At 71.9% G+C, this 20,497-nt stretch carries 13 protein-coding genes and 1 pseudogene; 3 read left to right on the forward strand and 11 right to left on the reverse strand.

What is annotated here, in order from left to right:
• Positions 1–245: 245 nt before the first annotated feature.
• The 4 genes from EWH70_RS25285 to EWH70_RS25300 are packed head-to-tail and all read right to left on the reverse strand — an operon-like array spanning position 246 to position 6,263.
• Positions 246–1,496, reverse strand: a complete 1,251-nt coding sequence (locus EWH70_RS25285; protein ID WP_205669249.1) for a phenylacetate--CoA ligase family protein — start codon at positions 1,494–1,496, stop codon at positions 246–248.
• Positions 1,493–3,979: an acyl-CoA reductase gene (locus EWH70_RS25290; protein WP_130478007.1), complete on the reverse strand. Its 2,487-nt coding sequence runs from the start codon at positions 3,977–3,979 to the stop codon at positions 1,493–1,495. The genes EWH70_RS25285 and EWH70_RS25290 overlap by 4 nt, the downstream gene beginning before the upstream one ends.
• Positions 3,976–5,139, reverse strand: a complete 1,164-nt coding sequence (locus tag EWH70_RS25295; RefSeq protein ID WP_130478008.1) for a LuxE/PaaK family acyltransferase — start codon at positions 5,137–5,139, stop codon at positions 3,976–3,978. The genes EWH70_RS25290 and EWH70_RS25295 overlap by 4 nt, the downstream gene beginning before the upstream one ends.
• Positions 5,136–6,263, reverse strand: a complete 1,128-nt coding sequence (locus tag EWH70_RS25300) for a GNAT family N-acetyltransferase (protein ID WP_130478009.1) — start codon at positions 6,261–6,263, stop codon at positions 5,136–5,138. The genes EWH70_RS25295 and EWH70_RS25300 overlap by 4 nt, the downstream gene beginning before the upstream one ends.
• A 246-nt stretch (positions 6,264–6,509) precedes the next feature.
• Between EWH70_RS25300 and EWH70_RS25305 the strand changes: the two genes are divergently transcribed.
• The gene (locus EWH70_RS25305; protein ID WP_130478010.1) at positions 6,510–9,326 is read left to right on the forward strand and encodes a hypothetical protein; all 2,817 of its coding nucleotides are present in this window, start codon (positions 6,510–6,512) and stop codon (positions 9,324–9,326) included.
• A 4-nt stretch (positions 9,327–9,330) separates the two neighbouring features.
• On the opposite strand, the gene EWH70_RS25310 is transcribed toward EWH70_RS25305, so the two are convergent.
• Positions 9,331–9,939 (reverse strand): TetR/AcrR family transcriptional regulator, encoded by a 609-nt coding sequence (locus EWH70_RS25310; protein ID WP_165436411.1) that lies wholly within the window; start codon positions 9,937–9,939, stop codon positions 9,331–9,333.
• Between the two features lie 58 nt (positions 9,940–9,997).
• Here EWH70_RS25310 and EWH70_RS25315 point away from each other — a divergent pair, with 58 nt between their 5' ends.
• Entirely contained in the window at positions 9,998–11,308 is a 1,311-nt protein-coding gene (locus tag EWH70_RS25315) for a M14 family zinc carboxypeptidase (protein WP_130478012.1), read from the forward strand.
• On the opposite strand, the gene EWH70_RS25320 is transcribed toward EWH70_RS25315, so the two are convergent.
• The 4 genes from EWH70_RS25320 to EWH70_RS25335 all read right to left on the reverse strand — a co-directional run bounded on the left by EWH70_RS25320 (position 11,295) and on the right by EWH70_RS25335 (position 16,420).
• A complete protein-coding gene (locus EWH70_RS25320) occupies positions 11,295–12,140 on the reverse strand; it encodes an LLM class F420-dependent oxidoreductase (RefSeq protein ID WP_130478013.1) in 846 nt (281 codons plus the stop codon). The genes EWH70_RS25315 and EWH70_RS25320 overlap by 14 nt on opposite strands.
• A gap of 65 nt (positions 12,141–12,205) precedes the next feature.
• Complete coding sequence (locus tag EWH70_RS25325) at positions 12,206–15,193, reverse strand: 3-keto-alpha-glucoside-1,2-lyase-like domain-containing protein (RefSeq protein WP_130478014.1); 2,988 nt, start codon at positions 15,191–15,193, stop codon at positions 12,206–12,208.
• Positions 15,194–15,382: 189 nt separating this feature from the next.
• Positions 15,383–15,934 carry a hypothetical protein gene (locus tag EWH70_RS25330; RefSeq protein ID WP_130478015.1) on the reverse strand — a complete coding sequence of 184 codons (552 nt, stop codon included), beginning with the start codon at positions 15,932–15,934 and terminating at the stop codon, positions 15,383–15,385.
• Between the two features lie 72 nt (positions 15,935–16,006).
• Positions 16,007–16,420, reverse strand: coding sequence for a CU044_2847 family protein (locus tag EWH70_RS25335; protein WP_240687219.1), 414 nt, complete (start codon positions 16,418–16,420; stop codon positions 16,007–16,009).
• Positions 16,421–16,531: 111 nt separating this feature from the next.
• On the opposite strand from EWH70_RS25335, the pseudogene EWH70_RS25340 reads away from it, so the two are divergent.
• A pseudogene (locus EWH70_RS25340) lies at positions 16,532–17,861 on the forward strand (amidase family protein).
• Positions 17,862–17,877: 16 nt separating this feature from the next.
• On the opposite strand, the gene EWH70_RS25345 reads toward EWH70_RS25340, so the two are convergent.
• Positions 17,878–18,951 (reverse strand): amidohydrolase family protein, encoded by a 1,074-nt coding sequence (locus EWH70_RS25345; protein ID WP_130478016.1) that lies wholly within the window; start codon positions 18,949–18,951, stop codon positions 17,878–17,880.
• Between the two features lie 92 nt (positions 18,952–19,043).
• Entirely contained in the window at positions 19,044–20,471 is a 1,428-nt protein-coding gene (gene pdxR / locus EWH70_RS25350) for a MocR-like pyridoxine biosynthesis transcription factor PdxR (RefSeq protein ID WP_130478017.1), read from the reverse strand.
• Between the last annotated feature and the right edge of the window lie 26 nt (positions 20,472–20,497).

The raw sequence follows: 20,497 nt of genomic DNA on the forward strand, positions 1-20,497 counted from the left end.
GGTGGGACCAGGCAGGCGGGAACGTACAACTCGCGCGTCAGGACGTACGACTCGCGGGTCGGGAACGGAGGACTCGCGCGAACGGGCCGTTCACACGTCCGACCGGCGCCGGGTGAGAACCCGGTCCACACCGTGAGTTCTGCGCTCACGCACGCGAGTTCTGCGTTCCGGCACGCGAGTTCTACGCTCGGGACCACCCACCTTGCCCTGCCCCACCCCGGACGTTGCCGGGGCCCTCACGGCAGTCAGACCGGCCGCTCGTCGATCAGCCGCAGGGACTTGCCGGTCCTCGGGTTGACGCGGATGCCGTCCTCCCCCACCCACTCCACCGACACCGGCGCGACGACGCCGCGCCGGGCCTGGTCGGCGAAGCGCGGGCTGATCTCGTCCACCAGCGCGCGGATCCGCTCGGCCGCCCGCTCCCGGTCGGGCACCCGGCTCGACACCCGCAGCACCAGCTCGTCCCGGGCGTCCCGGCGGCGCAGCACCACCTGGAACCCGTCGACGTGGTGGGCGCCGGTCGCCATGTCGACAGCGTCACGCAGCTGGTCCAGGTGCAACGTGGCGTGGCCGACACGGGCACCCTCCTCGGCCCGGCCGAGCAGGCGGAACACCCGCTCGCCGGGGTCGGTCCACTCGGCGAGGTCACCGACCGGGTAACGCAGGATCGGCAGCAGCCGCCTGCCCAGGTCGGTCAGCACCAGCCTGCCCGGCCTGCCCGCGTCCTCGATCGGCTCACCGGTCACCGGATCCAGGATCTCCAGCACCCGCGACCCGGTGAAGGCACGGAACACCCGCACGTCCGGCTCCCCCGCCACCGGTGCGCCGAGGATGCCGCCGTCGACGCTGGCATACCCGATGGACCGGACGTCCGCACCGGGGAACGCCGCCTCCACCACGGCCCGCTGGTCGCCGTAGAACGCCTCACCGCTGAACAGGATCAGCCGGATCCCGGGCAGCGTGCCAGCGGTGTCGCGGACGTGCCGCGCCAGGCGCACCAGCGACGTCGGGAACGCGGCGACGACCGTGGCGTCGAAGTCCAGCATCGTCTGGACCGCGAACTCCAGCGGCGCGTTGCCCGCGATGGGCAGCTGCACGGTGTCGACGAGGGCGTCCTGCAGCATGTTGAGCGTGAACACGAACCCCGAGTACAGCTCGCCCGCGTAGTACAGGTTCGCCACCCGGTCCCCGTCGCGCACGCCAGCGGCGCGCAGGCCGGTGCCGAACGTGGCGCTCATCTCCCGCCACTCCTGCCGGGTGTAGACCGACACCCGCGGCGCGCTGGTGGTGCCGCCGGTCTTGAACACGATGCCACCGGTCTGCCGGCCGGTCAGGATCCTGTTGTCCCGCACGGTGTTGGCCGCCCAGAACGCCGCCTGGTCGATCACCGGCAGGTCGGTCAGCCGGTACGGCCCGGTCAGGTCCCGGTACAGCTCGCGGTAGAACGGCGAGTGCTCGCGGACGAAGTCGACGAGCTCGGTCAGCCGGTCGTTCACGCCTCCACCCTCCTGTCCACGACGGAGACGAGCTTGCCGCTGGTCGCGGTGCGGGTGAAGTCGCCGATCGGCAGCGCCACCACCTCCAGGTCCAGCATCCGGCTCGTGGTGACCACATCGGACAGTCCGGGGTAGCCGTCCAGCAGGGCGGTACGCACGGCAGCCGGGTCGGCGCCCGGCTCGACCCGGACGGTGAGCGTGTCGCCGTGCAGCACCAGCTGCAGGGCGCCGGTGTAGCCGAAGGCGTCCTCGATCAGGGTCACGAACCGCCGGTAGTTCAGCGTCTGCGATGGCACACGGAACACGTCGCCGACCCGGCCGAACAGCTCGAACCGCGGGGTACGCCGCCCGCACGGGCACGGTTCGGCCACCCAGCGGCCGAGGTCGCCGACCTCGTAGCGGTCCAGCCGCTGACCACGCCGGGTGTGCGCGGTGAACACCAGCCTGCCGGTCTCCCCCGCCGCGACGGGCTGGTCGGCGGCGTCGAGTATCTCCAGCGTGTGCAGCCCGGTGAACAAATGGTGCACGCGGGCGGGCGAGTCCGGGCACTGGTAGCCCATCGGGCCCGCGTCGACGCCGCCGTAGGCGGCCGAGCGCACCAGCTCGACGCCGAACTCCTCGCGCAGCCACCGGACCTGGCCCTCGGCGAAGTGCTCACCGGCGTAGAACACCTTGCGCACACCGCGGTAGCGGCGCAGGATGTCGCCGCCCTCGGTGAACAGCCGGACGATGAAGCTGGGCACGCTCATCACCGTGTTCACCTGGTTGTCCACAATGGACTGCGCGATCGCGGTGAACCGTCCCCAGTCGCCACCCATCGGGAACTGCACCGCGCCCAGCCGTTCCAGCGCGGAGAAGAAACTGGTGTAGCTGCCGTACATGTGCCCGCCGAAGAACAGGTTCATCACCCGGTCGGTCCGCGGGTCCAGTCCGGTGGCGAGCAGGCTTTCCGCGCCGAAGCGCATGTGCTCGTCGTAGTCGGCCCAGCTGAACGCCGACAGCTTCGGCGCACCGGAGCTGCCGCCGGACAGGAAGAACACCTCAGCCCGGTCGCTGGCGGGCAGGGTGCCGAAGTCCGACTTCGGCGTGACGGCGACGTCGGGGGCGGGCAGCTGCCCGGCGGCGATCAGGTCGTCCAGCGCGGCGTCGGTGCGGAACCGCTCGTCGAGCTGGACGTCGACCCTGCGCGAGTAGCGCTGCAGCGCGTACACGCCGTCGTGCGGCTCGCCGGCGTACCCGGACAGCATCGCGCCCGGCCCGGTGATCCGGGCCGCGCCGAGGCCGACCAGCGTGCGGGCCAGCTCGGCGGTGTCCTGCCGGGACGCGCCGAGGCCGACGGTCTGCAGGTAGCGGCGCATCGGTCGCAGCACGCCGGCCAGTTCGGTCCGCGGCAGCGGTTTCACCCACACCGTCCGGTACAGCGGCGAGGCCCGCAGCGCCGGGCGGGTGTCGGCGATGACCCGCCAGGCGCCGTCGCCCGCGGCGACCACCCTGGTCAGCCCGAGGTGCTGCTCCAGCTCGGCCACCAGCGTGGTGTTGGTGATCTCGGCCCACTCCGCGTCGCCGGGCTCCCCCGGTTCGCCGGAGCGGACGACGTCGTTCAGCACGGCGGAGAACCGGTCGGCGAACGCGAACAGTTCGCCCTCGTCGTCGGTGTCGAGGTAGACGACCTGCGGGCTGGAGCACGCCTGCTGGTCCAGCCGGCAGACGTCAGCGGCGACGCCACGCAGGGTCGCCGGGTCCGACCAGCACGCCGCGGTGAGGTAGGCGAACGACAGCTTCGGTCCCCAGTCGATCAGCCGGGTGCCGGGCCGGACGACGCGCGCGATGCCGGCGAGGGCTTCCTCGCCGCCCCAGGCGGCGACGGCGTCCGCGGGCGCGCACATGCGTTCCAGCCAGTCCTGCCGCGACGACGGGTAACGCAGCACGATGAGCCGCTCGGCGATCGCGCCGGTCGGGTCCTGCCCGGCCAGCGCGGCGAGGACCTCGGCGGTGAACGCCGAGTCGCCGCTGGTCTTGATCACGTTGAGGTTGCCGGACAGCAGGCCCTCGACGGCGCTCAGCACGCCGACCACCGGCGCGTTGCCTGCCGTGACGTGTGCGAGCAGGCCGACCGGCACCCACGCCTCGAACACCGTCTCCCGGAAGTCCACTCTGGACAGCCGGGCCGGGTCGATGCCGCCCAGCTCGCGGGTCAGCTTGCGTTCCAGCTCGGCGCGGTCGAACACGGTGAGCAGGCTGCCGAAGGCGTGGTCGATCTCGCCGGCGGCCACGCCGTCGGCACGCAGCAGCTCGGTCAGCCGGGTCCGCAGCGGGGCGTCCGGCTTGGCCAGTGCCTCGCGCAGGCGTTCGCCGGCGGCCAGCACGGTCAGCGGGTTGAGCCGCGGTGCGGCGAGCACGCGGCGGGTGGTGTCCTCCAGCGTGCCGAGCAGCCGGCCTGCCTCGGCGTCACCGACCCAGGTTCCCTGCCAGAAGTGGTTCACGACTTGTCCTTGAGAAGTTCGGCGGCGGCGATGGCGCAGCTGCGGTTGCGGGTCAGCCCGGCCCTGCCGTGGATCTCGAACCACGGGGTCGGGGTGTCGCACCCGCACTCGGCGTGCGGGTGCAGCGACGCGAGGTCGCCCATGAGGACGCTCTGCGCCGGGGCGGAGGTGATGTAGGGCGAGAGGAACTGCAGGTAGCCGCGTTCGCCGTAGGGCAGCGGCTCCAGCGTGCGCACCGACCGGATCAGCACGCGTGACCAGGTGGGCACGTGCAGCCGGTGGTTGCGGCACTCCAGGTACGGGATCGAGTGCTCGACCGAGCCGAAGCCGTCGCGGATGCGCTCGTCCGGGATGCCGAGCTGGGCGTTGATCCTGCGGTACAGCTCGGGTTTGGCGAGCTGGCGGTCGGCGTTGCCCTTCCAGCCGCCGCCGAACAGGATCAGCGACCGCGGGTTCAGCTCCAGTGGTGGCAGGCCGAGTGCCCGCATGCGGTCCAGGGTGAACGACAGGAACGCCGGGAAGCCGAAGATCCGCACCGGGGCGCCGGTCTCGGCGAACCGGCGCAGCGCGCGGATGCAGCCGAACGCGTCGAACTCGTGCGTGGTGCCGGTGTGGGCCAGGCCGTAGTCGACCGAGGCGACCGGTGCGAAGTCGGTCATGAACTGGCCGGTGAACGAGCTGCCCAGCTTCACGTCGGGCCGCGGCTGGTTGGTGTAGAGGAGGTAGTGGACCGGGGTGGTGTCGTCGATCCAGCCGTAGTGGTCGAAGATCCGGGCCACCATCCGCTGGCCGGCCCGCAGCGTCCAGGCGTCCCAGAACATCTGCGACTTCTGGCCGGTGGTGCCCGACGAGGTGGCGTGCACCGCGACCTCGTCCCGCGGGACGGAGAGGACCTCGTGTGCCTTGAAGAAGTTGGCGTGGATGTAGGGCTGGCCGGCCAGGTCGGCCATCGACGCCAGCGGCGGGCGGCCGTCGTGCAGGCTGGCGAAGAACGGCGAGCGGGCGGCGTGCCAGGCGTTGGCCTCGTTCATCGCGGCCAGGAACAGCGCGTCGGTCCCGGCGTCGTGCCGGTACGGCTCGGCGATGTCGCAGAACCGCTGGACGTCCGCCAGCAGCGCGGGATCGGGTACCAGCGCGGGGCTGGTCAGGTGCGGGTTCACCGGAAGACTCCACTGGTGTCGAGGTGGCGCTGCGTCCACAGGTCGATGTACTGCTCGGCGTAGGGCCGGAAGGCCTCGTCGATGGCCAGGCCGCGGAAGCTGAGCGGCTGGGTGGTGCGGGCCATCACCACGTAGTCGTGGAACAGCTCGCCGTCGCGGCGCATCGCCGGGTACAGCGCGGCGGGCAGGAATCCGTTGGCCAGCAACGCCGAGAGCTCCTCGAAGCAGTGCAGCGGGACGAGGGTCTCGATGTAGTGCGCGCCCGCCCGGCCGAGCAGGTCGAACACGGCTTCCAGGTGCGGGGCCGCCGCGATGGCGGCCGGGGTGACGCCGAGCAGCGTGCAGTAGCCGTCGGAGCGGCTCAGGTGCACGTACACCTCGAACGCCGCGTCCGCGTCGGCAATCAGGACGTTCGGGGTGTGGAAGGGGTAGAAGCGGCGGACCGGATCGGTCACCGCGCGGTCGAAGGACCGCTTGACGAACCGCGGCGCGTCGACGATCTCCAGCTCCGCCGCGGGTTCGGCGGCCCGGTAGTCCGACTCGGCGACCAGCTCGGGCCGCTCGGGCAGGCCGACGGTCCGCTCGGCGGCGTCGAGCAGCCTGCCCAGGCGGGCGGGCACCTTGTGCACGGGGTGCCGCCGGGCCAGCACGCCGTCGCGGTGGCGGGCCAGCAGCGCCATGGTCTCGTGCCGGGCTGCCTTGCGCAGGTTGGGGAACAGGCCGAGCGCGGCGAATCCGTTGCGCAGGCAGATCCGCTGCGGTGCCGTGGCGGTGGTGCGGGCGGTGCCGTAGACCGAGTCGACGGTACCGCTGTCCAGCAGGGTCCGCGCGAGCGTGCCGACCGCGCGGTGCGCGATGCCGGAGCCGCGGCTGGCGGGGTCGACGACCAGGCCCTGGAGCTTGCCCAGGCGGTCGGCGGGTTCGACGGTGGCCAGCACCGACGCCGTGATCGCGCCGCGTTCGCGGGCGATCAGCCAGGTGGTCGTGTCGCCGGTGATCTCGGCGGCCATCACGGCCGGGTCGGTGCCCAGTGGCAGGGCGTAGGTGGCGCCGTAGACGCGCCGGTACAGGCTCAACAGCTCATCGATGTCGTCAAGTCGAGCAGGCTCGAACTCGGCGTTCAACGTGGTTCTCCTCGGGAAATGGGGGTCCCCCGGGCGCGCTGAATTCCCCGGGTTCCCGGGTTCGAAGCTGGCGGAGGAAGCGGCGTGGTGCCGAAAACGAACACTAACTTGTCCCACGATGTGATCGAGCTTGCAGTAACGGGACGACCTGCGTATTAAGGCGCGCCTGTGATGGCCTTCACCTGATCTCGAACCCGAATGCAGTAGCGGGGCAAATCGGTGGCGGGCGTCCGGATAATCGTCAGCGTGTCCGTGCGACTGGCCTTCGGGGTGACCACCGGACCGGGGCTGCGTTGCTGGCTGGCCGCCCCGGGCGGTGCCGCGCGCCCCGCCGACGACCGGACCGGCCCCGCCGGCGCGCCGGTCGTGCTCGGCCCGCACGACGCCGGGCCCGCCGAGCTGCGGGAAGCCGTCCGGCAGCTGACCCTGCTGGTGCACGGCGGAACCGACGTCGCCGCTGGCGCGGGCGTCGACCTCGGCGGCGGGTTCGTCTCGGCCCGCCTGGCCGGTGCCCACGGCGACCGGCGCGACGCCGTGCTCGCCGCGCTGCGGCACCTCGGCACGCGGGAGGCCCACCGCGCAGGCGACCGGGCCAGCGTCCTCGTGTCGCTGTTCGGGCTGTCGGCGACCAAGCGGGTGGGCGCCGCGGCGAACACGGCGATCGACGAGGAACGCTGGGCGGCGCTGCAACTGGCCTCGGCGGCGTCGGATCTGCTGGGCCCTGAGCAGCTGGAGGAGGTCCTCGGCCTGCGTGCCCCGGACGGGATCGACCCGTTCCCGCGGGGCACGGCGTCGACGCTGGCCGGGCACCTGGCCGCGGTGCTGACCCGGTATCCGCGGCCGAGGCGGCTGGCGCTGATCGTCAGCCTGTGGGAGCACGTCTGCACGCGGCTGCGGGACCGCAAGCGGCTCGCCGCGCTGCCGTCGACCCAGGTCCGGTCCGACCGGATCGACCGGCTCCGCGTGCGCTTCCGGGACCACTTCGACGAGCCGATCCTGCGTCAGCTGCACCTGGAGGTCGACAACGATCCGCCACTGGCCACCGCGGCCCGCTGGCGGCCGCCGCGGTGGTGGGCCGCGCGGGAGCTGAGGCGGCTGGTGCACGACGCCATCGCGGCGACCGCGTTGCTGCGGTTCGCCAGAACACTGTCCGACGAGGGGCTGACGGCCGCCGCGCACCGGCACTACGACGAACTGGCCGCGGCCGCCACCTTCCTCAGCGGCAAGGAGCGGTCCGCGGCGGCCCGCCGCAAGCAGGGCGAGTACAGCCATCCGGCGCGGCCGGGCTGCTATGTCGCCGACCTGCTGGGCCCGTTGCGCCCGGGGCGGACGTTCACCGCGAAGACCGAGGTCTACGTCCGGGAGCGGGCCGGGATGGCCCGCAACTACGGCGTCGTCGTGTTCGACCAGGTGGCCACGAGCCTGCGCAACCTCGAGGAGCAGCCGCTGCACAACTGCTGGGACACCTGCAAACCGTGGCGGGTCGCCGGGCTGGACGAGTGGCGTCGCGTGGCGGGTTACGGCAGGGCACCGGGCAGCTGGGAGCAGCCGCCGTTGCGCGACGCCCACACCGACGGTCCGAAGGAGACACTCGCCCAGCGGCTGGCCGCCGACCCCGCCGCGGCCGAGCAGCCACACGACCTGCTCTGGTACGCCGACCTCGCCGACGCGCTGGCGCCGTTCCACGGGCGCGAGACCGCCGGCGTGCGCCACGAGCAGCCCAACCCGTGGCTGACCTACCACCTGACGGACACCGAGCCCGACCGCCTGCGTGCCGACTCGGTGCCGCTGGCGATCGCGGAGGTCGCCCAGCTGGTCGCGTTCGGCGTGACACCGCCGCCGCGCTGCCGTGGCTGGGCCGAGCTGGCCGACGGGGTCGCCGCGGCCGCCGCGGCCACCGAGGCGAGCGTCGCCGCCTTCCCCGTCCCCGCGGAGTTGGCCGCCATGGACGGCAAGCCCGTCCCCGGCACCACGCTCACCGTCGAGGTGGGCCGCGACCCGCGTCAGCTGGCAGGCTGGTCGGCGTACATGGGCAACTGCATCGGCCAGGAGTGGTACGCCGAGCGGGCCCATCGAGGTGAGTGCGTGCTGATGGCGTTACGCGACGGCGACGGCCGCATCGTCGCCAACCTCGACATCCGGCGGCGCACGGCGGGCTGGCAGGTCTACGAGCTGCTCGCGCGGTTCAACAACACCCTGCAGCCGGCGCTCGAGAAGCCGGTGCGGCGCTGGGTCACCAGCCTGGCGCCGCCGAGGCCACCCGAGCCCCCGCCCGCCGTGCCCGTGCCGCCGGTGCGCGCACGTGGCGGTTCGCGGTCGGCTCCACGCCTGCCGGTGAAGCTCGTCGGCGCGCTGACCACCGAGGTCGAACGGGCACTGGCGAGGACCGCGGCCGCCCGCCGGGCCTACGCGACGCTGGCGCGCGGACTCGGCGACTTCGAACCGGAGGCGGCGGTGATCGCGCTGAAGCGGCTCGGCCAGTCCCGGCACGCCGAACTGCTGCGCACGGCGCTGGGCAACGGCCTCGCCGCGGCGACCCTCTGGCGGGCCACCGGCGTCCGGCCGCTCGCCACCGCGGTCGGCGCCCTCGACCCGGCGCTGCGCGAGTACGACCGGCTCACCACGCTGACCGGCGGCGCGCCGCTGCCCCGGACGCTGAGTGCCCTGGTGCGCCGCCCGGAGATCGCCCCTGCCTATGCCATGGACGTGGTGGCGCGGGCCGTCCGCGCGGCCATGGGCACGCTCGTCGGCGAGGACGTGCTGATCCGCTCGGTGGCCCGCAGGCCGTCGCCCGAGCTGCTGTGTGCCGTGCTGATCGCCCGGACCTGCGGCGAGTCCACTGTGGACGGCGAGGTGCGGCTGGTGCGTCCCGGGTCCACGACGGTTCCCGGCTTTCCCGCCACGGACCTGCTCGACGAGGACGGCCCCTGGCAGCGGGCGCTGCCGGCGGCGGCCGAACTGGGCGCGCCGGTGGAGTCGTTCGGCGGCCGCGGCCTGCTCGTCCCGGCCGCGCTGCTCGGCAAGGGCGGCTGGACGGCCCTCTGGAGCCGTGCGCACCGCTGAGGCGTCAGCCGACCATTCGGGCCAGGGCGGCACACGCCTTCTCGGCGACCTCGCAGTCCCGCGTTCCACCGTCGAGGTACGCCTGTACGGCGAACCCGCTCAGCACGGCACGCAACGCCGCCGCCAGCTGCCCGGCCTGCTCGGCCGTGGTGCGGCGGCGAGGCCGGGTATGCGGAATCACCCGCCCGGTCAGCATCCGGGTGAGCCGTTGCAGTTCCTGACGTTTGAGCTCCCGGCAGTGCAGCCGGAAGTCGTCGTCCTCGACCAGCAGCAACATCTCGGACAGCTCGGTGCGGCAGGCCACCGGCCCAGCGGCACTGGCCAGTGCCTGGAACCGCCGGGCGTACGCCACCAGCACGCCGGGCAGGTCCAGGTCGGTCGCGGACACCTCGCGCACGATGTCGATCTGCCCGGCGAACTGGTCCTCGACCGCGGCGGCGAAAAGCTTCTGCTTGCTGCCGAAGATCGAATAGACGGCGCCGGTCGTGAGGCCCGCGTCGTCCGCGATCGCCTCCAGTGTCACCGACGGTCCGGCGGCGGCGAGCATCCTCCGGGCCGACACCACCAACGCCCGGCGGTTGCGCTCCTGCTGTTCCGAACGACTGACGCGCATGAGAATCAGTATAGTCGTCATTATCTGAATAACGGTGACTATCTGAGCGAGGTCGATCATGGACGTCCAGGCACTGCTGGACCGGGTACCCGAACACGACCGGTTCCCTTCGGTCGACCGGATGCACGCCGAGCTCGACGAACTGGCCGCCACCTATCCGGACCTTGTCACCCTGCGCCGGATCGGCACATCGCGGCTCGGCGAGCCGTTGCGGGTCATCACCGTCGGTTCCGGATCGCGGGACGCGGTGATCATCGGCGGTCCGCACCCCAACGAGCCGGTCGGCGCGCTCACCGTCAGCGTGCTGGCCCAGCTCCTGTGCGAGGACGCCACCCTGCGCGACCGGTCCGGCTTCCGCTGGCACCTGCTGCCCTGCGCCGATCCGGACGGCGCCCGGCTCAACGAGACCTGGTATCGCCGGCCTGGTGACCGCTACACCTACAGCCGTCACTTCTATCGTCCCGCGATGGCCGAGCAGGTGGAGTGGACCTTCCCGCTGTTCACCGAGGACTACGTCTTCGACCGGTGCCTCCCGGAGACCCAGGCCCTGATGCGGCTCATCGACGCGACACGGCCCGCATTCGTGTACTCACTGCACAACGGAGAGTTCAACGGCTGCTTCTACTACCTCAGCCGGGACGTTTCCGGACTGGCCGGGCGGCTCGCCGACCTCGCCACGGCGGAAGGCATCCCACTGCACCACGGCGAGCCCGAACTGCCCGGCGCGAGGCTCATGGCGCCCGCTGTGTACGAGACCACGGCCGGCAGCGTCCTGGCCGCGGGCGTCGGCGCCGGTGCCGGCAGCGCCGACTACGCCGCTACCTACGGCGCGCTTCACCTGGTGACCGAGGTGCCGTACTGGACCGATCCCAGGATCGCCGACCAGGCACCGGCCGGAATCACCCGCGGCGCCGTCGCCGCCGCCGAGGCCGAAGAGCACCGGGAGTTGGCGGGCATCGTCACGGCGTCGCTGGCCGCGGTCGAATCCGGCCTGGTCGTGCCCTCCCCGTTCGGCCGCGCGGTGGCCGACACCCTCACCGTCCTCGACTCGGTCGAGGAACTGGCCGTCGCCGCGCCAGGACATGATCGAATCGCCACCGTCGCCGAACTGTTCAGCAGCCGGCAGCGAGTACACCTGTTCCGCCTGCGACTGGCTGGAATGCTGCTGCGTCAGCTCGACGCGGAACTGGCGGCGGGCAACGCCACCCCCGCGATCCGTACCGAGCACGCCCGGCTTTCGCGCCTGTTCGACGACTGGCATGCGCGGGCGCATGAGTTCGCGCCGGGCGAGACCATTCCGCTGCGCACCCTGGCCCGCGTCCAGCTCGGTGCGGCGCTGCTGGCCGTCGATGCCCTCAACCAGGCGTGACGCCGACGGTCCCGGCGAGCTTGCCGAGGTAGCCGGTGACGACGTCCGCCGGTGCGTCCGGCAGTCCGAAGAGGACCTCGGTCACCCCGGCCTCGGCCCACTCGGCCAGCAGGTCCGGCTTCGGTTTACCGGCCAGGGCGATCACCTCCGGCGTGCCGTCGCGGCCCGCCTCGTCCCAGAGCTTGCGCAGCTGCCGGGCCCGCTCGCCGATGTCGCGGTCGGCCGGCGTGGTCATCCAGCCGTCGGCGTGCCGTGCGATCCAGGCCAGGTTGCGGTCGGTGCCGCCCGCGCCGAGGACCACCGGGATCGGCCCGGGTTTCGGCCATGCCCAGCTCGGCCCGAAGCGGACGAACTCGCCGTCGTAGCTGGCTTCCTCCTGTGTCCACAGTGCACGCATGGCGGCCAGGTACTCGCGCAGCGCGGTCCGGCGCCGGTTGCCCGGCACGCCGTGATCGGCCAGCTCGTCGGTGTTCCAGCCGAATCCCGCGCCCAGCTTGACTCGGCCGCCGGACAGGTGATCCAGGGTCGCGATGGTCTTGGCCAGTGCGATCGGGTCGTGCTCGGTCGGCAGGGCGACGGCGGTGCACAAGGTGATCCGCTCGGTCACCGACGCGGCCGTCGCCAGCGCGACCCACGGGTCGAGCGTGCGCAGGTAGCGGTCGTCGGGCAGCTCACCGGTGCCGGTGCCCGGATGCGCCGCGTCCCGCCGGACCGGGATGTGCGTGTGCTCGGGGACGGCGAACGAGGCGAAGCCCGCCTCCTCGGCCGCCCTGGCGGCGGCCGAGGGGGTGATGCCGCGGTCGCTGGTGAACAACACGACGCCATACCGCACCCCACGCTCCTCACGTCGGTGATCCGTAGGGCCACGTTAGAACACGTTCTACTTTTTCGCCAGTGTCAGGCGATGGGCTCGATCCAGATGTTGCGGAACCTCGGATTCTCGCCCGGATCACCGTGGTCCTGCAGCCGGATGGCGCCCGGGTTCGGGTTCTCCGGATTGCCCGCGCCGGTCGGGCCGTCGATGGCGACGTCGTCGTGCACCACGACGCCGTTCCACACCACGGTGACCCTGGCGTTGTCGGTCTTGTTGCCCGCGCCGTCGAACCGTGCGGCGCGGAACGTGATGTCGTAGGTCTGCCAGGTCCCCGGCGGTGCCGCGGCGTTGGCGTCCGGCGCCTTCTTCAGGTAGATGGCGCCCGCCTCGTTGTTCGCGGGCGTGGTGTCACCGAACGATTCCAGCACCTGGACCTCGTAGCGTTCCTGGATGTAGACGCCACTGTTGCCCCTGGCCTGCCCGGTCACCTCCGGCGGGTAGTGCGGCTCGTACCACTCGACGTGCATCCGGAAGTCGCCGAACTGCTTCCTGGTGCGGATGTCACCGCCGAGCGACTCCATCGAGCCGTCCGCGACGGGCCAGGTCGCCGGGCCGCCGGTGCGTTTCTCCCAGGCGTCGAGGCCGGTGCCGTCGAACAGCTGGATCCGCTGGGCCTCGGTGACGGTGAGGTTGTCGAGGTTGACGTGGCCGGTGTCGCCCTCGTCGTGGCGGTAGGTGATCGTGTTCTCGCCCGCGGCGAGCTGGAGGGTTTCCGGCTGGGTCGCCCAGGTGTCCCAGTTGCCGGTACTGGCCAGCCTGATCTGCCGGACCTTCGTGCCGTTGACGTGGACGCTCACCGACTTGGTTCCCATCCCCGGCGGGTTGGGGCCGTTGGAGAACCGCAGGCCGGCGTTGTAGTTCCCGGCCTTGGGCACGGTCACCGTGAAGGCCGTGCCGGCGCCCTGGGTGCCGTAGCCGTCGACGAAACCGGTGCCGGTGTAACCGCTGTGGTCAGTGGCCACCCCGGCGCCGCCGCTGAGGGCGGCCCGCTCGGCCTCGTACGTCGTACCCGCCGGCGGGCCGCCGACCAGGGAGTTGAGCGTGTACCACGCCTCGGTGCTCCACAGCGGCGTGCCGGCCTGCGAGGTGAACGGGCGGGGCGAACGGACGTGCACCACGTGGCCGGCCCGCAGCCCGGCCAGCTTCAGGGTGACCTTCGTGCGGTCGGCGGACAGCTCCGCGGAACTCACCGCGAGCGTCTGCTCGTCGATCTTCGGACCGCCGTAGGCGGCGGTGGGGTGATACCGCCACTGCTGGACCTGGTACCGGGCCGCCAGGTTCCGCGCGGTCTCGGCGGACACCGGCTGGGTGTACTCCAGTTCGAATCCGCCCTCGACGGCCCGCATCGCGCGGATGTCGAAGAACGCGGCACTGTTCGGGGTCAGTTTCTGCAGGCCGTGGTTGAGCTTGCCGGGCTGGCCCCAGTTGCCACCGCCGCCGATGCCGCCGGTGTAGATGGCGCCGTCGGGCCCGATGCTGATCCGGCTGACACCGGACTCCAGCCCCTGGGTCATCCGGAACACCGCGCCCTGGTACTCGCCGTTGACCTTCTCCAGATAGGCCCGCTGCAGACCACCGTAGGTCACGTCGCCGTACACCAGCTGCCCGGCGAACGGACCACGCGCGAGCATGACCGGGTTGCTCGGCGAGTTGGCGATCTCGTTGTGCGGCAACCACAGCACGGGCGCGGTCACCGGCTCGGAGTCGAACGGGCCGGCCGGGTTGGTGTAGTGGTTGAAGAACCGGTCCTGCTTGACCCGCACCAGTTTGTTGGCCGGGAGCCAGCCGCCCTGGTTGTCGGTGACGAACAGGTCGTTCTCCGGTCCCCAGCCGATGCCGTTCGGCGTGCGCAGGCCGCCGGCGATGTAGGACACCTCACCGGTCGCCTTGTTGATCTTGATCGTGGTCCCGCGGTTGGGCGCCGGCTGCGGGTCGGTCGTCGCGCCACCGCGATTGATCGACACCGACAGGTTGGCGTAGAAGAATCCGTCCCGGTACAGCAGGCCGAACGCGAACTCGTGGAAGTTGCCGCCGTAGGGCCAGGTGGCGACGGTGCGGTAGTCGTCGGTCACGCCGTCGCCGTCGGTGTCGTTCAGCTCGACGAGCCGGGTCTTCTCCGACACGTACAGCTTGCCGTCGACCTCCTTGATCCCCATCGGTTCCTTCAGCCCGCTGGCGATGCGCTGGCGGGTCACCTTCGACGAGTCGGTGGTGCTCAGGACGTTGCCCAGCACCCAGACCTCGCCCGCCACCTGCTCGGAGCCGCCCCACGTGGTGATGGCCAGCCGCCCGCCGCGCAGCCACTCCATCCCGGTGACCTGCGGTTCGAAGCCCTCGGGCCGCAGGTCGGTCAGGGTGAGACCGGGGTGCACCCCGGCCAGCGGCAGGCCGTCCCCCGGCGAGTCGGTGGACGCTTCGCACTCCTTGCGGCCCGGCGAGGTGACCCGCACGACGTCGGCATCGGTGCTGAGCACCGAGTTCGGCACGAGCGTGAAGCCCGCGGCACCCGGCGGCCGCCACTCCAGGGTGACCTGCTGACCCCCGCCGTTGTCGAAGTGGTCGATCCGCAACGCGTGGTATCCCGTGCCGAGTTCGGCCGCCCCCGTCGCGGGCGTCGCCCCGTGCAGCCCGTCGTGGTTGATCACGACCTTGTCGTCCAGGCGCAGCCGGGACCCGTCGTCGCTGGTGAGCCGGAACTCGTACCGGCCCGCGGTGGCGATGTTGAGGTTGGCGGTCACCTCGGACACGAACCGGTCGGCGACACCGAAGTCGCTCGTGGCGCTCCAGTCGATCACCGGCATCAGCTTGTCCACGTTGGGCGTCTGGCCCGACTTGATCACGCAGAGCTTCGCCAGGTCGGTCTGCAGGTCGAACACGCGCAGGGTGACACCCGGTTCCTGGGGCGGGATGTCGGCGGCCGCCTGCGCCGGTGCCAGCCCGGCCAGCGCGGTGGACAGCGCGATCGCGGCGACGGCGGAACGGCGCAGGCGTCTGCGGGCAGCGAGAAGCATCGGTGCTCCTAGTGGGGACGGCGGGGACGCACCTCTGTGAGGTCCAGATGAAATCTATGGACCCTTTCGTTTCGAGTCAACGAAAGAACGGCCGCACGGTTCGAAAGTAGGCCGAATGGTCCTACGCCTCCGCGGCCAGTTCGCCCCGCAGCCGCTCACCGGGCGGAAACTCGCCCGTGTCAAGGAAAGTCAGCCAGTCAGCCGAGTCGAAAACACAGTTGCCCGACCGGAGCCTGCCGAACTCGGCGGCGATCCATAGCGGCGCAACGTGGTGTACCTGCCGCCGGACCACCGCGCGCAGAACACACCGTGGTCGGTGGACGGCAACCGGGACAGGGTCTGCAGGAAACAGCCGTCGGCACTCGCCCCGGCCTCGCGCGGCTCCCGGCCGCCGAGAATCCGCCAGACGACCGGAGTTCCCAGCGCCCGGCTCGCCCCGTCGGTCCAGAACCGGGCGTCGTGCGCGGCGCCGGTCACGACGGTGAACTCGTCGCTCACCCACGGCTCGGTCACCCGTCGTTCGGTCACCACGTGTTCCACGGTCACCTCGTCCGCGACCAGCCGGACCACCTCGACCACCGAGACGTCCCCGGGGCGCGGACCGAACCGCAGGTAGTTCTCCAGGACGAGCGTGACCGCGCCCCCGGGCGACCGCTCGGCCCGTGCCAGGTGCCCGTCCTCGAAGCCGTTGCGCTCGCCGAGCCACGCCTCGAGCGCGGCAGGGTCCGAGATTCTGAGCACCGGGCAAGTATGTCGCGGCTTGACAACGCGAGTCACCGACCGGACTGTGTACCTTCGGCCGAACCGAGGGGGTCACGTTGTCCGGGCAGCGCGCAGCTCTGGCCGCGGCCGCTCTTCCAGGGAGACCTTGACCGTGGCCTTCGCGGTGCCCTTGGCCAGGATCGCGGTCAGCTTGCCGCTCTCGATCCCGAGTTCGCAGCCGAACTCGACGGCGACCTTGTCCGGTTTCACCGTGCCCAGGCCGCTCAGCACGGCATCCGTGACGGATTTGGTCACCGACCCCACGGCCTCGGTGAACTCGCGGAACACCAGCAGCCGGGCGGCGACCTCCTCGTCCTCTCCGCCACCGACCACAGCAGCCTCGACGTAGACCTGCCGGCCTTCGACGTCGACCGGCACGTAGACGGAACCGCCGCGCACCACAGGGCCTTCGATAGTCACATGTCCTCCGCTCGGGCCGAGACCGTCGCCGCCGTGGCGGCTCACCCGCTATCCAAGCGGACGGGGCCGACCGGCGAAAGAACCGCGGCCCCGGGCGGCCCGAGCGTGAGACAATCCCCGCGTGAGGGCACCAGCCGACCCCTGCCGTAGGTGACCATGGACCTGTGCTTCGCCGGTGTGCGTGATCAGCTGACGGCGTTGCGGCGCGGGCAGGTGACCTCCACCGCCCTTGTTGAGTCCTATTTGGACCGTATTGCGCGGCTGGACGGCGAACTGAACGCGTTCCGCGTGGTGTTCGGCGATGCCGCGCGCCGGGCCGCCGAGGATGCCGACGCGCGGCGGGCGGCAGGCGACCGGTCTCCGCTTCTGGGAATCCCGGTCGCGGTCAAGGAGGAGACCGACCTGGCCGGGCTGCCGACGACGAACGGCACCGACGCCGTCACCCGTGTCGCGGACCACGACGCGGAGGTCGTCACCCGGCTCCGGCGGGCCGGAGCGATCATCCTGGGGCGGACGCGGGCGCCCGAGCTGTGCCTGTGGCCGTTCACCCAGACCTCTTTCGCGGGCCCGACACGCAATCCCTGGTCGCTTGCCTACTCGCCCGGCGGGTCCAGCGGCGGTGCCGCGGCAGCCGTCGCGGCCGGTCTCGTCTCCGCGGCGCTGGGCAGCGACGGCGGCGGGTCGATCCGGATGCCGGCCGCCGCGACGGGGCTGTTCGGCCTGAAGCCGCAGCGTGGCCGACGCGGCGCTCCTGCTGGACGTGCTGCACGGGCCGGCGCCAGGCGACCGCCACACGGCGGCACCACCGGCCGTCCCGTTCGCCGAGGCGGCAGGCACGCCACCAGATCGGCTACGGGTCGGGGTGTCGCTGCGCCCCTGGCCGGTCGGTGGCCGCCTCGATCCGCAGGTCGTCCGGGCCGTGCACGAAACGGCTCGCGTGATCGAGAAGCTGGGGCACGACGTCGTCCGCATCGAGCCGCCGCTGACCGACCGGACGGGCATGTTCAGCTACGCACCCCGTTACGTGCACTCGGCCGCCGTGACCGCGGCAGCCGTCGACGAGCCGCGACGGTTGTCGCCGTCGACCCGCCGGCTGGCCGCGTTCGGCAGGCTGCACCCGCAGGTCATGGTCTCGGCCGCCCGCCGGTACAGCGATCGCGTGGCCGAGCGCGCGAACCGCGTGTTCGACACGGTCGACGTGCTGCTCACCCCGGTGACCCCGCGCCCGGCGCTGCGGGTGGGTGAGCTGTTCGAACGCGGCTGGTTCGCCACCGCGCTGGGGGCGCAGCGCCACACGGCGTTCATGACCCTGTGGAACCTGGCGGGCAACCCGGCCGCCGCGGTGCCTGCCGGGCGTACCGGTGACGGTCTCCCCATCGGTGTGCAACTCGTCGGCCGGCCACACGACGAAACCACCCTCCTGGCGCTGTCCGCCCAGCTGGAGGCCGAACGCCCCTGGGCGCAGCTACGGCCTCCGGTGGGCTGATCACGCCGATTCCGGATCAGGCAAGGGACGGGAAGAGAGCCAGGGCGTTGCGGCGGTTGATCGAGTCGAGCAGCCGCCGGTCCAGCTGGGGATCTCGATCGAGCGCTCCGGCGGCTGCCGCGACCTCCTTCGCCGGTGCGGCGGGCCAGTCCGATCCGTACAACAGGTGCGTCGACGGCACGGCAGTCAGGAGCGTGGGGGTGGCGTACGGTGAGGTCGGCTGCGCCGTGTCGTAGTAGAACCGGTTCAGCGCCGCGCGGACACTCCGCACGTCGGGGCCTTCGCCAAGCCTGCCCGCGAGTTCGAGCCGGCCACCGATGTAGGGCAGGAAGCCGCCACCGTGGCTGAGGATGATCGACAGATCGCGGTTGTGGTCGAGGGTCTTCGAGGTCATCAGGCTCAGCGCGGTGCGGGTGGTCGCGACCATGTACTCGGCGACGTAGTTGTCCACCCCGCGAATCACGGGTTCGTGTTCTCCCGGCAGGTTGTCCGGATGGACGAGGACCACGGCCCTTCGCTCGTTCAGCGCACCGAAGACGCGGGCGAACGACGGATCACCGAGATAACGGGCCGTCTTCGGCGTCTGCCCGACATGGCTCATCATCAGCACCCCGTCCGCGCCGAGCTGGTCGAACGCGTAGTCCACCTCGGACAGTGCGACATCGACGTGCGGCAGCGGAACGTAAGCCAGGAAACCGAATCGCGTCGGCCGGTCGCGGGCCAGCTCGGCGAGCGCCTCGTTGATCACCCGTGCCGCCTGCCGAGCCACCGCCGGGTCACCTTCGACGACCGCGGTCGGCAGCGGTGCCGACGCGACGCCCACGGCGATCCCGTTCGCGTCCATTGTCGCCAGCGTTTCGGCGAGATCCCAGTCCGCCCAGCGTGGCCACTGGTCGCGGCCGGGAGGGAGAAGGCCTTGCCGTACCGCCCATTCCTGTACTGCGGGCGGAGTCGCGTGGTGATGTGTGTCGATCCGCCCGCGGTGCCTGGTGTCGTCCGCGGCGACCGCACCCGGCGCCGGTAGTGCGAGGCTGCCGGCAGCGGCCGACGTCGCCACCAGGAATCCTCGTCGGCTGACGTTGTTTACCATGCGGGGACACTGTCGTACGCCGACGACCCGGCGCAGTGCCGCCAGCACCCGTGTCCGGCCTCGGGTTGTCCCTACCTTCCCGGTTGCCGTCGTTACTGCCGTCTCCGCCCGGCGCAGCCCGCGAGCGACCGCACGCCTTCCCTGATCTGGTCCGGGCTGAGGTGGCCGTAGCCGAGGACGAGTGCCTCGGCCACCCGTGCCGTCCCGGACGAGTAGGCCGACAGGGGCCGCAGGTCGAGACCTGCCCGCCTGCCGTGCCGGGCGACCGCCTCGGCTGAGCAGCCGGTCAGCTCGGCGATCAGGTGCATGCCCACGGCAGGCTGGTGAATCCGCACCCGGTCGCCGAGCTGATCGTGTAGCTCGGCGATCAGGGTGTCCTGGCGGTGCCGGTAGAGGGTCCGGGCTCTGGTGACGTGGTGGGCCAGGTGGCCGTCTGCGACGAACTCGGCGAACGCGGACTGCACGGGCACCGGCGGGGTGGCCGCGGCCGCGGCGGCTACCCCGGCGAAACTACCGGCCGCCGAGGGCGGGGCCACCACGAAACCGAGTTGGAAGCCCGGGTACGTGATCTTGTTGAACGTTCCGATGTAGACGACGGACTCGCCCCGGTCGATGCCCTGCAGGGCGGGCAACGGTCTGCCGGCGTAGGAGAACTCGCTGTCGTAGTCGTCCTCGAACAACCAGGCGCCGGCGCGCTCGGCCCAGCTCAGCAGCTCCAGGCGGCGGCGAAGGCCCATCACCACGCCGGTCGGGTACTGGTGCGACGGCGTCAGGTACGCGGCGCGGGCATCGGGTGCGAGCCGTTGTCCCTCGGTGATGTTCAGGCCGTCGGCGTCGAGCGGGACGCCGACCGGTTCGAGACCGGCGAGTGCGAGCCCAGCTCGGCCGGTGGGGTAGCCGGGGTCTTCGAACCAGACCCGGTCGCCTCGTGCGAGCACAGCGTGGGCCGCGAGAAGGATCGCCTGCTGGGCGCCGGTCACGACGAAGATCCGGTCCGGGGCGGTGTTCACCCCGCGGGCCAGCGTCAGGTACGAGGCGAGCGCCTGTCGTAGCCCGGGCAGGCCGGCCGGGTCGAAGCCGGTGGTCCGCCGGCGGGTGTGCCGGGCCAGAATCCGGGCCCACAGCTGATGCGGGAACAGATCGCCGTCCGGCTCGCACGGCGTGAACGCCGTCGGCGGCTCCGTCGTCCGCCCGGCGTCGGGCACCGGCGGTGCGGGTCGCCGCGGGGTGGTCGCGGGACGCAGGGCGTGGAGTTGCTCGCCGACGTAGCTGCCCGATCCCGCCCTGCGGTCGAGGAAGCCCTCGGCCGCCAGCTGATCGAAAGCCTCGACGACGGTGGAGCGGGACACGCCGAGCGACTCGGCGAGCGCTCTGGTCGAGGGCAGGCGGGTGCCCGGTGCCAGCTGGCCACCGAGGATCGCGGCCTTGAGCCCCTGATGCAACCGCCACCGCAGCGGCCGGTCGCTCTCACCGGCCAGCGGCAGCACGGACGGGGGCAGGGAGGCGCTGCGGCGAGCCATGAAGTGGTCTGCTCCAGAGTTCGAAA

Origin of the sequence: Amycolatopsis suaedae (assembly GCF_004214935.1) — a bacterium.
Classification (GTDB): Bacteria; Actinomycetota; Actinomycetes; order Mycobacteriales; family Pseudonocardiaceae; genus Amycolatopsis; species Amycolatopsis suaedae.